Consider the following 13,702-nt stretch of genomic DNA (forward strand, 5'->3'; position numbering starts at 1 on the left):
TGCGTAGTATTCGATTGCTGCCACTGGTCAGCGATGGATTCTGTACCGAAACAGGAGGCTTAAAACGTGACGTCACGGTCCGGCTCACGGCCGTCCCTGCTGGCCACTGTGGTGCTGTTGGGCGCGGCGAGCTTCCTGCTCAGCGGTTGTAGCGTCCAAGAAGTGCTGCGGTTCGGGTGGCCCGAGGGAATTACCCCCGAAGCCCACGACTACATGGCTCCCCTGTGGACCTGGGCAGTCGTGGCCTCGCTGGTCGTCGGCGTCATCGTGTGGGCACTGACGTTCTGGACCGTCGCGTTCCACCGGCATAAGCCGGGCGACACCGAGTTCCCGCGCCAGTTCGGCTACAACCTGCCGCTGGAGCTCATCTTGACGGTGGTGCCCTTCCTGATCATCGCGGTGCTCTTCTACTTCACCGTCGTGGTGCAGAACAAGGTCATGCACAAGGACCCGAACCCCGAGGTCGTCGTGGACGTGACCGCCTTCCAGTGGAACTGGAAGTTCGGCTACCAGAAGGTCGCGTTCAAGGACGGCAGCCTCAACTACGAAGGCGCTGACCCGGAACGCAAGAAGGCCATGACCTCCAAGCCCGAGGGCAAGGACGCGCACGGCAACGAGCTCGTCGGCCCGGTGCGCGGCCTGAACCGTGAGGACCGCACCTACCTGAACTTCGACAAGATCGAGACCGTCGGAACCTCCTCGGAGATCCCGGTGCTGGTGCTGCCCAGCGGCAAGAGCGTCGAGTTCCAGCTGGCCTCGGCCGACGTCATCCACTCGTTCCGGGTGGTCCCGTTCCTGTTCACGCGCGACGTGATGCCCGAGCCCAAGGCCAACAACTCCGACAACGTCTTCCAGGTCAGCAAGATCCTGAAGGAAGGCGCGTTCGTGGGTCGCTGCGTCGAGATGTGCGGCACCTACCACTCGATGATGGCCTTCGAGCTGCGTGTGGTGAGCCCCAACGACTTCAAGTTCTACCTGGAAGCGCGCAAGGCGGGTAAGACCAACGCCGAGGCGCTGGCATCGATCGGGCAGTCGCCGGTCTCGATTACCACCAGGCCGTTCGACGGCCGCCGCGGAGAGCTCGCGCCGGCGGACAACAACGCGGCGAAGAACTAGGCAGCGGGAAAGGTAGGAGCGCAGCATGCATATCGAAGCCCGACTCTTCGAGATCCTCACCGGATTCTTCGCCCTGGCCACTGTGGTCTACGCGGTGCTGACAGCCCTCTACGCCAATGGTGGTGTGGAATGGGCGGGGACCACTGCCATGGTGATGACCACGGGTCTGTCCTTGATCATCTCGACCTTCTTCCGCTTCGTGGCCCGGCGCCTGGACACCCGGCCCGAGGACTACGAAGACGCCGAGGTCGCCGACGGCGCCGGCGAGCTGGGCTTCTACAGCCCGCACAGCTGGTGGCCCATCATGATCGCGCTTGCCGCCGCCACCACCGCCGTGGGTGTGGCGCTATGGCTGCCGTGGCTGCTTGCCGCCGGTGCGGTGTTTGTTCTCAGCGCGGTCGCCGGTCTGGTCTTCGAGTACCACGTGGGCCCGGAGAAGCACTAGCTCATCGCGCGTTTCACCCCCTTCTCGCCGCCGCGCTCGTACTTTGCGGCGGGACTCCCGTTACTGGTGTGACATCTCCGTGTGCACTGTCACGTTTTCGATAACAATCCGGTGGTCAGTTTGGTTTTTACGGCCGTCGGGTTTCGTCGCCCCGGATTGCTTTGGCTATCGTTGCCATGGCCCCTCAGGCAGGTGGCCCGCCGGGGAGCGGGAAGTGACGAAAAGGAACTTGTGTAGATGAGTGGGACGGACAACCCAGGGTCGGGGACTCCCGGGGAAGTTCCGGATCTGGACGGTCCGAACGCGGATGGCGCAGCTGCTGACTCTTCCGGACCGGATTCCGCCGCGTTTCATTCACAGGCGTATTCGGCGCCCGAATCCGAGCAATTCACCAGTCCGTACGTGCCGTACGACGAGTACGACACCCAGCTGGTCGACGGTGAGGAGCCGCCTCCGCCGCGGTGGCCCTGGGTCGTCGGGGTGGCGGCGATCATTGCCGCCATCACCTTGGTGGCATCCGTCGCGTTGCTGGTGGCCGGACGATCGGATGAGACGACCGGTGCCGCCAAGAGCACCTCGGTCACGCCGACTCCGAGCACCACGCCGTGGAACGAGATCATCACCACCACGACGGAACCTCCGCCTCCACCACCTCCGCCGCCAACCACTGAACCGCCGCCACCTCCGCCTCCGCCGGTGGTGACCGAGACCGTGACGGTGGAACCTCCGGTTCCGGTGCCTCCGCCTCCGCCGCCGGTGACGACGCATGAGGCACCGCCGCCGGTGACGACCACCACGCCGCCGCCTCCTCCACCGCCGACGACTACGACCCCGGCTGGGCCCCGGCAGATCACGTACTCGGTGACGGGTTCGAAGGCCCCGCTGGATCGCATCTCGATCACGTGGACCGACGACTCCGGGCGCACCCGGGTAAACCCGAACGTCTACATCCCGTGGTCGATCACCGTCACCCCGATCTCGAACTCGGAGATCGGTTCGGTGTCGGCGAGCAGCTTCCTGCGCCTGAGCCAGCTCAATTGCACGATCACCACCAGCGATGGCCAGGTTCTGTCCGCCAACAACAACAATTCGGCGCAGGCAACCTGCTGATGCCAGCGGGTCGATTGGCCAAGCCACTGGAGGCACTTGCCGGTCCGGTGCGTCGATCCTCTCCGGAGGCCGTCGACCGGATGCTCATTGGGCTGTGCGCCGTCATCTGGCTGGCATTCGTCGGGATGTTGGTCGGCGCCATCGTTGTGATGACCGGACTGGGGGAGGGCGCGCCGGGATCGGCTGGGCCGTCGCTGGGGATCTACATCGTCATCGGGGTATCGCTGGCCGTCATCATCGGTGCCGTGCCGCTGCTACTGCGCGCCCGTAAGACGGCGGCTCAGCGCACGACGCGTGGCCCGTCAAAGGCCGTACCTAAATCCAAGGGTGCCAATGCTTCCGGGGCCGGCAGTGTGCCGTTGGGGCCGCCTCCCGCGGAGGCCTCGACCGAGAAACTCAAGACATTCGGCGGACTGGCGGACCACACGAGCCATGTTCCGAAGGATTACACCGGGCCCGGGTCACCGGCCTATCGGGCGGCCGCCGAGGCGGCATCGAAATCAGTGGTGGTCGATCGGCTGTGGCTGCGCGCCACCGTAGGGATCGCCGGTGCGATCGGTCTGGCGCTGCTGGCGGTGGTCACAGGCGCCTATCTGCTGGCAGTGGACAGCGACACCGCCGCCCTCGTCGCGTTCGTGTTCGGCGGGGTGATCACCTGCGCGATGGGCGCGATTCCGTGGGTGACCCTCAAGAAGCTGCGCGAGCTCGGTGCGCCAGGGTCTTAATCCGCGATCCCAGCGCGGGCAACGACTTTCGTGATGGTGGCGCGTACCAGCGATTCCTCCGGAACCGCGTTGCGACGGCCGAAATCCTCGGCCAGCTCGGCTCCCATGTAGCGTCCACCGATCCTGGTCGCCCATTCGCGCATCTCATCGAGATCACTGGTCAGTCGCGCTTCGGCTGTGAACTGGACGTAGGAGTAGGGCGGGCGCTGGTCGTCGACGGCCAGCGAGATGCGCGGATCCCGTCGAATGGCCTTGCCTTTCAATGTTTCCGTGCCCGTCGTGAAGATCAGCTCATCGCCGCCGGGTCCCTCATGGAGCAGAAACCAGACCGGTGTCACGATGGGCGCACCGTTGGCCCGTACCAGCCCCAGCATCCCGGTGCGGGTGCCCTCGGTGGCGAAGGCCCACCATTGCTCGCGAGTCATCTCGTGCATACGGCCAGGGTAAAGCAGTGGGGCCCCGCACACTTTTTCATGTGCGGGGCCCCACTGTCGAACTGACTTCTAGTGGCCGTGACCGTTTGTTGCCGGCTCGCCGTCCTGGTACTCCTTCAGAGCGAGCAGCGACTTGTGGTGCGCCTCGTGTTCGGCTTGCACCAGTGCGGCTTGTTCGTCGGCGGGGTCGGCGAACAGGAACGAGCCGGTGCCGGGTGCGCCGGCCGATCCGAGCTTGTTCATGCGTTGTGGCACTGCGGCGCCCTGGTATTCCAGCGGGATGGCGTGGCCGTGCTCGTCGACACCGGCCAGTGGCTGGTGCAGCTCGATGTATTCACCGTGCGGTAGTCGCTTGATGATGCCGGTCTCGATGCCGTGTTCGAGTACTGCGCGGTCGCTGCGTTGCAGGCCGATGGCCCAGCGGTAGGCCAGGTAGTACACGACGATTGGCAAGATGACCATGCCGATACGGCCGATCCAGGTTGTCGCGTTCAGCGAGATATGGAACTTCAACGCGATGATGTCGTTCATCGCGGCCAGCGTCAGGATCATGTAGAACGAGATCGCCGCCGCGCCGATGGCGGTGCGGACCGGAGCGTCACGCGGACGCTGCAGCAGGTTGTGATGCGCATCGTCGCCGGTCAGCTTCTTCTCGATGAATGGGTACATGGTCAGCAGACCGAACACCACACCCATGATGATCGCCACCGCGAACACCGCGGGCACGGTGTGCCCGAAGATGTACAGCTCCCATGCGGGCCACAGACGGGCCAGGCCCTCTGTCCATTGCATGTAGAAGTCGGGCTGGCTGCCCGCCGAGACCTGCGAGGGCTTGTAGGGGCCCAGCAACCAGATGGGGTTGATCTGCAGCAGGCCACTCATCAGCGCCAGGATGGCGGTGGTGAAGGCGAAGAACGCTCCACCCTTGAGTGCGAACACCGGCAGGATGCGCACGCCGACGACATTGGTTTCCTTGGCGCCCGGTCCGGGGAACTGCGTGTGCTTCTGGTACCACACCAGCGCCAGGTGAACGGCGATGAGCGCCAGGATGATCGCGGGGATCAACAGGATGTGCAGCGCGTACATGCGCGGGATCCAGATGTTGCCGGGGAAGTCGCCGCCGAACAGCGCCCAGTGCATCCAGGTGCCGACGACCGGGATGCCCAAGGTGATCGAGGACATCGCGGCGCGCAGACCGATACCGGAGAGCAGGTCGTCGGGCAGCGAGTAGCCGAAGTAGCCCTCGAACATCGCCAGAATCAGCAGCAGCGAGCCGATGACCCAGTTGGCCTCGCGGGGGCGGCGGAATGCGCCCGTGAAGAAGATGCGGGCCAGGTGCACCATGATCGAGGCCGCGAACATCAGCGCCGCCCAGTGGTGGATCTGTCGCACGAAGAGGCCGCCGCGCACCTCGAAGCTGATGTTCAGCGCGGTCTCGTACGCCTTGGACATCTGCACACCGCGCAGCGGCTGGTAGACGCCGTTGTAGGTGACCTCGGCCATCGACGGGTCGAAGAACAGGGTCAGGTACACACCCGAGAGCAGCAGGATGATGAAGCTGTACAGCGCGATCTCACCGAGCATGAACGACCAGTGCGTGGGGAAGACCTTGTTGATCTGCCGCTTCATTCCGGCGGCGAGGTGATACCGAGAGTCCATCGCCTCGCCCTGGGCGGCGGCGATCTTGCCTAGACGTGACGGCTTTTGGGCTGTGTCACTCATGATTTGCGCTCCCAGAATGCGGGTCCGACGGGTTCAACGAAGTCGCCATTGGCGACGAGGTATCCGTCCTTGTCGACGGTGATCGGCAGCTGTGCCAGCGCACGGGCGGCCGGCCCGAAGATGGGCTTGGCGAAGTGCAGTGCGTCGAACTGCGACTGGTGGCACGGGCACAGGATGCGGTAGGTCTGCTGCTCAAAAAGTGATGTGGGGCAACCCAGGTGCGAGCAGATCTTGGTGTACGCGAACAGGTCGCCGTAGTTGAAGCTTTCCTGTCCCTTGCGCTTGATCACCTTGCCCATGTCGCTGGGCCGCACCCGGATGATCATCACCGGGTTACGCACGCCCATGGCGATATGCGACAGCTTCTCGTGCGATTCGACGGTGGTGCCGTCGCCATCGGACTCGCGCCACGGGAACACGGTCTCCATGCCACCGGCGTCGATGTCCTCGGGCCGGATCTTCAGCAGGATTTGGGAGCTGCTGCCCACGGCCCGGCCGAGGTAGATGGTTTCACCCTTGTACCGCGGGGTCCAGCCGCTGGTGAGCAGCACCGGCTGCTTGCCGTTGGCGGTCGGGACCACGGGGGCCCAGGGGTTCTTGATCAAGCCACCGATGAAGGCGACCGCGGTGCCGGCCCCCATGGCGCCGACGCCGAACCCGAGGGCCCGGATCACCATCTTGCGGCGGGGGAGTGTCGAGGTCTCCAGGGTGTCCTGCAGCTGCGCGACGATGGTCTTACGGTCCACCTCGGATGAGCCCGGGCCGTCGTGGCGGTCCTGGATCGAGATCTCCTGGGGGACAAACTTCTTGGTGTAGAGCACCGCGCCGATACCCAGCGAGAGCACCGACAGGCCCAGGGTCAGGCCGTACAGCGGCGTCGCCAGGTTGTACATGGCGTTGCCCGGATCCCCGAACGGCTTGTACTCCCAAGGCCAGAACAGGAACACCCCGAGCAGGGCCAGACCGAACACACCACCGAGCGCGAACCACAGGGCGACTAGACGCTCGGCGCGCTTCTCGGCCTTGGTGCCCTCGACGGGCCAACGTGGTTCGCGGTAGACGATCTCGACACCGTCGAGGTTGGTGCCCAGCTTGACCAGCTCATCGCGGCTCATGGCCGCGAGCTGCTCGTCGGAGGGAATCTCTACTTTGGGATCGCCACTCACGCGCGCGCTCCAATCCACAGTGCCGCGGCAATGGCGGCGACGATGCCGATGATCCAAATGGCCATGCCCTCAGAAGCCGGCCCGAAGCCGCCCAGGCCGTAACCACCCGGGTCGGGGGTCTCGCTCGACGCCTTGACGTAGGCGACGATGTCCCGCTTCTCCTCGGGGGTCAGCTGACGGTCGGAGAACTTGGGCATGTTCTGTGGGCCGGTCAGCATGGCGGTGTAGATCTGCTGCTCATTGGCCGGGTCGAGCTCGGGGGCGAACTTGCCTGACGAGAGGGCGCCGCCGCGTCCGGTGAAGTTGTGGCAGGACGCGCAGTTCAACCGGAACAGATCGCCACCTCGAGCGATGTTGTTGCCGCGCAGCGACTCCTGAGCAATCGCGCCGTCGCCGTCGCGGATGACCTGGGGTCCGCCGCCATTGGCCTGGATGTAGGCACCGAGGGCGTCGGTCTGCTCCTCGTCGAAGATCGGGTCCTTGCGCTGGGCCTGGGCCTCGTTGCGCATCGCCGGCATACGGCCGGTGGACACCTGGAAGTAGACGGCCGCGTCACCCACGCCGATGAGGCTGGGGCCGCGGTCGGGCACACCCTGCAGGTTGGCGCCGTGACAGGTGATGCACGAGGTTTCGTACAGCTGCTTACCGGTACGCAGCAGCGCCGACTTGTCTTCGTCGGCCACCGCGACCTGCGGGGTGGGCGTGAAGGTAGAGGCCAAGCCACCGGCAACCACCAGCGCGATCAGCAGCAGCAAACCTGCTGAGATGCGACGGCGGAACTTGCGGCGCGCGCGATTCTTGGCGGCTGTGTTGTTTACGGGCTCCACGCTCAACTGTGGGGCTCCCTTCACCGGGTTGGGCTTCGTCATGGGGCTGTCAGCGGACAAAGTAGATGGTGGCGAACAATGCGACCCACACGATGTCGACGAAGTGCCAGTAGTAGGACACGACGATCGCGGAGGTGGCCTGGGCCGGAGTGAACTTGCTCATCCGGGTGCGAATCAGGAGGTAGACGAATGCGACCAGACCGCCGATGACGTGCAGACCGTGGAAGCCGGTGGCCAGGTAGAAGGTTGAGCCATAGGCGCTGCTGGCGATGGTGGTGCCCTCGTGCACGAGGTTCATGTACTCGTAGCCCTGTCCGAGGACGAAGAAGGTGCCCATGATGAGAGTGATGACGTACCAGCGGCGCAGCCCGAAAACATCGCCGCGCTCTGCAGCGAACACACCCATCTGACAGGTGAAGGATGAGGCGACCAGCACGGCGGTCACGGGGATGGCAAGACCCAAGTTCAGCTCGGTGGGCTCCGGCGGCCAGTTGCCACCGGACTGCGCCCGGGCGGTGAAGTAGAACGCAAAGAGTCCAGCAAAGAACATCAACTCACTGGAAAGCCACACAATGGTGCCAACACTCACCATATTGGGCCGGTTCAGTGAATGAACCCGCTGGGTAATGGCGGTTCCCGCCGGCGATCCTGGGGCTGCTGCGGTCGTCACGTCGTAAGTATGACGCTTTGTAGTTGTCGAGAGCCACCCGGGTCCGACATTGATTTGTGACCGACTCCCGACAACGGGTGTGGCCTCTGATGAGAGTGGTGCCGGTGACCTGCGTCCGGCGTGTCGCGGCCCGCCTGGGAGGCATTTAGTCCTTTGTTGTCCGGATTGTCTCCGTGGGACCATTTGCGGCGTGCTGGAACATTCCTGGCCCCAGGTACTGGGCGAGCTGACCAACCGTCGCGACCTGTCCGCGGGTCAAGCGGCCTGGGCCATGGACCAGATCATGACCGGCGCGGCCACCCCCGCTCAGATCGCGGCCTTCGGGGTGTCGATGCGGATGAAGCGCCCAACCTCCGATGAGGTCGGTGAGCTGGCCGACACCATGCTGTCGCACGCAATCGAATTTCCGTCGGACGGACCGGACGGCCAGATCGGCGCGAACGCCGTGGACATCGTCGGCACCGGGGGTGACGGCGCGAACACGGTGAACCTGTCCACCATGGCGTCCATTGTGGTGGCGGCGTGCGGAGTGCCGGTGGTCAAGCACGGCAACCGCGCGGCGTCCTCACTGGCCGGTGGCGCCGACACGCTGGAGACGCTGGGCGTACGTATCGATCTGGGGCCCGAAGCGGTGATGCGCAGCGTTGCCGAGGTGGGGATCGGCTTCTGCTTCGCGCCACATTTTCATCCGTCCTACAGGTATGCCTCCGTGGTGCGTCGCGAGATCGGTATCCCCACGGTGTTCAATTTGCTTGGCCCGCTGACGAACCCGGCCCGTCCGCGGGCGGGCCTGATCGGCTGCGCGTTCGCCGATCTGGCGGAGGTGACGGCGGGTGTCTTCGCCGGACGTGGATCCAGCGTGCTGGTGGTGCATGGTGACGACGGGCTCGACGAGCTGACTACCACCACGACCAGCACCATCTGGCGGGTTCAGGCGGGCACGGTTGACACGCTGCGGTTCGATCCGGCGGCGTTCGGTTTCGCGCGAGCCCGGCTCGAGGAGCTCGTCGGCGGCGATCCGGAGTTCAATGCCGCGGAGGTACGGGCGGTGCTTGGGGGGCGCACCGGTGCCGTCCGGGATGCGGTGGTGCTCAACGCCGCGGGCGCCATGGTCGCGCACGCCGGGCTGGCCAGCGACGCCCAATGGGTGCCTGCCTGGGAGGACGCGCTGACCCGGGTGTCCACCGCGATCGACTCCGGCGCGGCGGCCGCGCTGCTGGACAGGTGGATCGTCGTCAGCCAACGGCTCGGGGCGCAGTAGAAAGTCCGGGCCTGATCAGCTCGGCCATGCCCCAGTCGTCACGGAGGACGGCGCTGGCCATGCGCGCGCTGCGTGCGGTCGAGGCCCAATCTCGCAGGGGCCCTGAACATCCCGTGGGTTCGGCATAACCGCCGGTCGAGGACACGATGCGTACCCCGGGCTCGGCCAGCCAACGGGTGATCAGTCCGGTCTCCTCGGGCGCGGCCCCGCCGAACGGTTCGGCAGACGGCAGCACCACCTGGGCCGACGCGGATGCGGCCGCCACCACCGGCATCGGGGGGACACTGCGGCGCGCGACCGCGGCACCGGCCAGCTGACCATGTCGCATCACCGCGATCTGCCATCCGCCCTCACCGTCGGGACGCGCGGCGATCAGCTCCTCGATGCGCGCGAGGGCCCGCAGGCGGTGCTGACGGGCCAGTGCCTCGATGAGGGCGGCCGTCGCGTCACGTTGCCGCGCGGCGCTTTCATAGCGGCGCAGCGCACCGAGCTCGGCAACTCGGTCACACATGACGTGCAGCGGTTGTCCCTCGGTGCCGTTGAGGACCGCCTGCGCGGTCATGAGGGCGTCCCCATATTCGGCGGCGTCCATGCCAGCGGGGGCCGGGCACGGGGAGGCGGTGTCGTGTGGGTAGGACTGGCCGTTGCAGGCGGGACCGTGCCGCCCCGTGGCCCCGATACGCGCGGCACACGTACGCACGCCGGTGAACCGGGCCAGCGCCAGGGCGGCGGCCGTGGCATCACCCCGGGCACGAAACGGGCCCAGCATCCGGCGCCCGTTCGTGGTCCGGACCACGGCGAAACGGGGGAATGGTTCCTCGGTGAGCACCACCCACCACCAGCGATGCGGGAATCGCGACTTCCTGTTGTACGGCGGTGCGTGGGCACCCAGCAGTCGCAGCTCGCGAACCGCGGCCTCCAGCGGGTGCGCACACGTCACGTGGTCCACCGAGGTGGCGATGGTGACCATCTCGCGCATCCGGCCTCGCGGGTCCGCGCCGGTGAAGTACTGCTGCACCCGTCGGCGCAGGTTGACCGCGGTGCCCACGTACAGCACCTCGCCGGACGGCCCGCGAAACAGGTAAACGCCTGGGGCGTAAGGCATTCCATCGGCAAGTGAACGTTTGCCCCGCAAGGCGTTGGGCACTTGGGTGCGGTACCGGTGCAGCTCTGCCATGGTGTCGACGCCCTGGTTGCCCACCCGGCCGATCAAGGCATGCAGCACGTCGACGGTGGCCCGGGCGTCATCCAGGGCCCGGTGATTGGGAGTGGTCGATGCGCCGAGTAGCTGAGCCAGCGCGCCCAGGCTGACCCGTGGTGCCTCGTCTCGGGTCAGCACCCGGCGGGCCAGCCGGACCGTGCACAGCACCGTGGGCTGCGGCCAGTCGATCCCACACTGCCGCGCCGCTGCCTTGAGGAAACCGATATCGAAGCCGGCGTTATGTGCGACAAGTACTGCCCCGCGGGCGAATTCGAGAAACGTCGGCAGCACCTGTTCGATGGGCGGAGCGTCCACCAGCATGGCCGAGGTGATGCCGGTGAGGCGGACGATCTGTGGCGGCAGCGATCGCTTCGGGTCGACCAGGGTGGCCAGTTCTCCGAGCACCTCGCCGCCGCGCACCTTGACCGCGCCGATCTCGGTGATCGCGTCGTTTTCCGCGCTTCCGCCGGTCGTCTCCAGGTCTACCACCACAAAGGTGGTGTCACGCAGTGCTTGTGCCGACGGGGCTTGCGCCGACGACCCCGGTGAGGAGTGCACCCCATCGAAGGTCAGCTGCGTCATGACCTGACCGTATGACCCGGGACCGACATACCGGGGTCACGCCACGGGGGTACAGATCAACGCGAGCGCGTCGTTGGTGGTGTCGACGCCACGGTCGCCGATCGTCTCCTCGAGCCGGGACCGCAACACGCTGCGCGCGGCGGCATCCAGGGTGAGGTGATTGGAGTAGGTGAAGACCATGTCCAGGTACGCCTGTGTGGAGAAGTGCGGGCGGTCCAGGAAGTGCGAGTGGCGCACGTGGTAGCCCGATTTCTCGATGGTCGCCGAGACGGTGTCCTCGGTGTTGATGGAGGGGCGCTTGGTGGTGTCCATGAAATCGGCGTAGACGGTGTCCAGGTCCTGCTGGGTCGGGGAGGTTGGCACGATGCGGTTCCACACCAGTGCGAGGCGGCCTCCCGGGCGAAGCACGGTCAACACCTTCCGCAGCGCCGCGGTGGGCTCGACCCAGTGGAAGGACTGCGCGAAGAGCACGAGGTCGAATGTCCGGCCGGCCGGCTGCCAGTCCTCGAACGTGGCCACCTCGACGTCGATGCTCTTGGCGGCCGCGATCTGTGCCATGCGTGCGTCCGGTTCAACGGCCAGCACCTCGGCGCCGGCCGCGGCCAGTTGTGCCGCCGCGATCCCGGTTCCCGCTCCCACATCGAGGGCGCGGGTATGACCACCGGACACAAGCTCGTCGATCAGGGGTTGCGGGTACCGGGGGCGGTGACGGTCGTAGGCGTCGGCGGAGCCCCCAAACGATTCGGCCCGGCGGCGGTCGGTATGCGCTGGTTGCGACTGTTCCGTCATACCGCAAGGGTGCCAGGCGACGCCTACTTGTCGGTGGGCGCAGTTACCGTCCGCCTGAACCCGAAAGAAACGACTGATGGGAAAGGAGGAGCCATGCTTATCGATTGCGACGATTGCGCGATGCGCGGCCCGGGATGCGATGACTGCGTGGTCAGCGTGCTGCTGGGGGTGCCTCAGAGGCTTGCCGACGATGAACGTGCGGCGCTGGCTGTGCTGGCCGAGGCCGGGATGGCGCCCAGGCTGCGTCTGGTGCCGATTCAGCGCACCTACGACACGCCTGATTCGGCGAAGACGCCCGATGCCGGAGTCGCATAGGGCACACTCGAAACAGGTGCTTGATGGCCCACCCCGGGAACGGGGAGGAGAACCGACACTTACGCGACACTGACGTCGTTTCCCACTGCGGTGGACAACGTCGATGCCATTTCGTAACCTATCTGAGACCTATTGGCGCCGTAGTTTGCGGCGATCACATTGCAGTAAAGGGATGTTGTCTTGAGTGTCGGGCGTCTTCTTCGAAATCATTCGGATCGATCGACGCCCTCACCTCTCCGGCGCACGATGCTTGCAATGACTGCTGCCGCGCTGGTCGGCGGGGTATTTGCGGGTGGCCAGGTTGCGAGTGCCGACCCCAACAACGACGCCGTGAAGAAGCTCAACGAGCTGTCTCGCCAGGCTGAGGCAACCTCCGAAGCAGCTAACTCGGCGAAGATTGATCTCGACGCCAAGCTGGCGGCTCAGCGTGATGCCGAGAAGGCGGTTCTCGCCGATGAGGCTGTCGCGAAGGCTGCGCGCATGGCGGTCTCCACGTACCAAGTTGACGTCAACAAGGCGATGGTCGCTGCGTACATGGGTGGTAACACCAGCGGCTACGGCGCCGTGCTGACCTCCGACTCTCCGCAGAACCTCATCGACCAGTTGTCGGTGCAGCGCACGGTGGGAACCGAGATGCGTAGCCGGATGGACAGCTACCGCGCCGCGCAGTCCTCGGCGGATGAAGCCGAGCAACGGTCCCGTGACGCCGTCGAGCAGGCCCGGGTGGCCGCCGAACAGGCCAAGAATGTTCGCGCCTCGCTGCAGGCCAAGCAGAGTCAGCTGCAGGTGCAGATCGCGGTCGTCAAGTCGCAGTACAACACCCTGAACCCCGGCCAGCGCGCTCAGCTGGCGGCACTGGCACCCGTGCCCCCGCCACCTCCGGCCGAGCCGGGCGAGGCCCCGGACGCTCCCGAGCCGCTGATGCAGGCTGCGGCCGCTGCGCCCGCGCCGGAAGTCGCCGTCGGTGGTGGAGGTTCGGCCGTCGGTGCGAACGCCGTAGCCGCGGCGTTGACCCGGATCGGCGCGCCCTACTCGTGGGGCGGTTCCGGACCCAACGCCTTCGACTGCTCGGGCCTGGTGATGTGGGCCTACGGGCAGCAGGGTGTATCGCTGCCGCACTCCAGCCAGGCGCTCGCCCGTGGTGGCACGCCCGTGGCGCTGAGTGATCTGCAGCCGGGTGATGTCATCAACTTCTATGGGGACGCCTCACACACCGGTATCTATGTCGGCAACGGCATGATGGTGCACGCCTCCACCTATGGTGTTCCCGTCGCAGTCGCGCCGATCACCTCCTCCGGCCCGATCTACAACGCGCGCCGCTACTGAGCCGCGGCCGTCG

14 protein-coding genes are annotated in these 13,702 nt (G+C 66.1%); 7 read left to right on the forward strand and 7 right to left on the reverse strand.

Features of this window, described 5'->3' with window-relative positions:
• Positions 1-66: 66 nt before the first annotated feature.
• The 4 genes from AOT87_RS14135 to AOT87_RS14150 all read left to right on the forward strand — a co-directional run bounded on the left by AOT87_RS14135 (position 67) and on the right by AOT87_RS14150 (position 3,396).
• Entirely contained in the window at positions 67-1,116 is a 1,050-nt protein-coding gene (locus tag AOT87_RS14135; protein WP_044104422.1) for a cytochrome c oxidase subunit II, read from the forward strand.
• 25 nt (positions 1,117-1,141) lie between these two features.
• Entirely contained in the window at positions 1,142-1,561 is a 420-nt protein-coding gene (locus tag AOT87_RS14140) for a cytochrome c oxidase subunit 4 (protein ID WP_030095457.1), read from the forward strand.
• 237 nt (positions 1,562-1,798) lie between these two features.
• On the forward strand, positions 1,799-2,671 hold the full coding sequence (locus tag AOT87_RS14145; RefSeq protein WP_057969154.1) for a hypothetical protein: 873 nt from the start codon (positions 1,799-1,801) through the stop codon (positions 2,669-2,671).
• Positions 2,671-3,396 carry a DUF2561 family protein gene (locus AOT87_RS14150; RefSeq protein ID WP_057969153.1) on the forward strand — a complete coding sequence of 242 codons (726 nt, stop codon included), beginning with the start codon at positions 2,671-2,673 and terminating at the stop codon, positions 3,394-3,396. The genes AOT87_RS14145 and AOT87_RS14150 overlap by 1 nt, the downstream gene beginning before the upstream one ends.
• Here AOT87_RS14150 and AOT87_RS14155 read toward each other — a convergent pair.
• From AOT87_RS14155 to AOT87_RS14175, 5 genes are all read right to left on the reverse strand, one after another.
• Positions 3,393-3,830, reverse strand: a complete 438-nt coding sequence (locus tag AOT87_RS14155) for a PPOX class F420-dependent oxidoreductase (protein ID WP_030095460.1) — start codon at positions 3,828-3,830, stop codon at positions 3,393-3,395. The two genes, AOT87_RS14150 and AOT87_RS14155, sit on opposite strands and share 4 nt — an antisense overlap.
• A 69-nt stretch (positions 3,831-3,899) precedes the next feature.
• The gene (locus tag AOT87_RS14160) at positions 3,900-5,552 is read right to left on the reverse strand and encodes a cytochrome bc complex cytochrome b subunit (protein ID WP_057969152.1); all 1,653 of its coding nucleotides are present in this window, start codon (positions 5,550-5,552) and stop codon (positions 3,900-3,902) included.
• Positions 5,549-6,718: a ubiquinol-cytochrome c reductase iron-sulfur subunit gene (locus tag AOT87_RS14165; protein ID WP_030095462.1), complete on the reverse strand. Its 1,170-nt coding sequence runs from the start codon at positions 6,716-6,718 to the stop codon at positions 5,549-5,551. Before AOT87_RS14165 ends, AOT87_RS14160 begins: the two co-directional genes overlap by 4 nt.
• Positions 6,715-7,587: a cytochrome c gene (locus AOT87_RS14170; RefSeq protein WP_030095463.1), complete on the reverse strand. Its 873-nt coding sequence runs from the start codon at positions 7,585-7,587 to the stop codon at positions 6,715-6,717. Before AOT87_RS14170 ends, AOT87_RS14165 begins: the two co-directional genes overlap by 4 nt.
• 7 nt (positions 7,588-7,594) lie before the next feature.
• Positions 7,595-8,215 carry a heme-copper oxidase subunit III gene (locus AOT87_RS14175; protein ID WP_044104423.1) on the reverse strand — a complete coding sequence of 207 codons (621 nt, stop codon included), beginning with the start codon at positions 8,213-8,215 and terminating at the stop codon, positions 7,595-7,597.
• 190 nt (positions 8,216-8,405) lie between these two features.
• On the opposite strand from AOT87_RS14175, the gene trpD reads away from it, so the two are divergent.
• Positions 8,406-9,476, forward strand: a complete 1,071-nt coding sequence (gene trpD / locus AOT87_RS14180; RefSeq protein WP_057969151.1) for an anthranilate phosphoribosyltransferase — start codon at positions 8,406-8,408, stop codon at positions 9,474-9,476.
• Here the strand turns inward: trpD and AOT87_RS14185 are convergent.
• Both AOT87_RS14185 and AOT87_RS14190 read right to left on the reverse strand, forming a co-directional pair.
• Complete coding sequence (locus AOT87_RS14185; RefSeq protein WP_057969150.1) at positions 9,451-11,259, reverse strand: DEDD exonuclease domain-containing protein; 1,809 nt, start codon at positions 11,257-11,259, stop codon at positions 9,451-9,453. The two genes, trpD and AOT87_RS14185, sit on opposite strands and share 26 nt — an antisense overlap.
• A gap of 36 nt (positions 11,260-11,295) precedes the next feature.
• Complete coding sequence (locus AOT87_RS14190) at positions 11,296-12,048, reverse strand: class I SAM-dependent methyltransferase (protein WP_057969149.1); 753 nt, start codon at positions 12,046-12,048, stop codon at positions 11,296-11,298.
• A gap of 93 nt (positions 12,049-12,141) precedes the next feature.
• Here AOT87_RS14190 and AOT87_RS14195 point away from each other — a divergent pair, with 93 nt between their 5' ends.
• Both AOT87_RS14195 and ripC read left to right on the forward strand, forming a co-directional pair.
• Positions 12,142-12,363: a hypothetical protein gene (locus tag AOT87_RS14195; protein ID WP_030095468.1), complete on the forward strand. Its 222-nt coding sequence runs from the start codon at positions 12,142-12,144 to the stop codon at positions 12,361-12,363.
• Positions 12,364-12,609: 246 nt separating this feature from the next.
• Complete coding sequence (gene ripC, locus AOT87_RS14200; protein WP_057969148.1) at positions 12,610-13,689, forward strand: peptidoglycan hydrolase RipC; 1,080 nt, start codon at positions 12,610-12,612, stop codon at positions 13,687-13,689.
• Positions 13,690-13,702: the final 13 nt, after the last annotated feature.

The sequence above is a fragment of the Mycobacteroides sp. H003 genome (assembly GCF_001440135.1).
Taxonomy (GTDB): Bacteria; Actinomycetota; Actinomycetes; order Mycobacteriales; family Mycobacteriaceae; genus Mycobacterium; species Mycobacterium gwanakae.

Bases quoted from the DNA above. Each gene is read 5' to 3' on its own strand.
- AOT87_RS14140 (WP_030095457.1), top strand. From the start codon at position 1,142: ATGCATATCGAAGCCCGACTCTTCGAGATCCTCACCGGATTCTTCGCC.
- AOT87_RS14145 (WP_057969154.1), top strand. From the start codon at position 1,799: ATGAGTGGGACGGACAACCCAGGGTCGGGGACTCCCGGGGAAGTTCCG.
- AOT87_RS14150 (WP_057969153.1), top strand. From the start codon at position 2,671: ATGCCAGCGGGTCGATTGGCCAAGCCACTGGAGGCACTTGCCGGTCCG.
- AOT87_RS14155 (WP_030095460.1), bottom strand. From the start codon at position 3,830: ATGCACGAGATGACTCGCGAGCAATGGTGGGCCTTCGCCACCGAGGGC.
- AOT87_RS14160 (WP_057969152.1), bottom strand. From the start codon at position 5,552: ATGAGTGACACAGCCCAAAAGCCGTCACGTCTAGGCAAGATCGCCGCC.
- AOT87_RS14170 (WP_030095463.1), bottom strand. From the start codon at position 7,587: ATGACGAAGCCCAACCCGGTGAAGGGAGCCCCACAGTTGAGCGTGGAG.
- AOT87_RS14185 (WP_057969150.1), bottom strand. From the start codon at position 11,259: ATGACGCAGCTGACCTTCGATGGGGTGCACTCCTCACCGGGGTCGTCG.
- AOT87_RS14190 (WP_057969149.1), bottom strand. From the start codon at position 12,048: ATGACGGAACAGTCGCAACCAGCGCATACCGACCGCCGCCGGGCCGAA.
- AOT87_RS14195 (WP_030095468.1), top strand. From the start codon at position 12,142: ATGCTTATCGATTGCGACGATTGCGCGATGCGCGGCCCGGGATGCGAT.
- ripC (WP_057969148.1), top strand. From the start codon at position 12,610: ATGCTTGCAATGACTGCTGCCGCGCTGGTCGGCGGGGTATTTGCGGGT.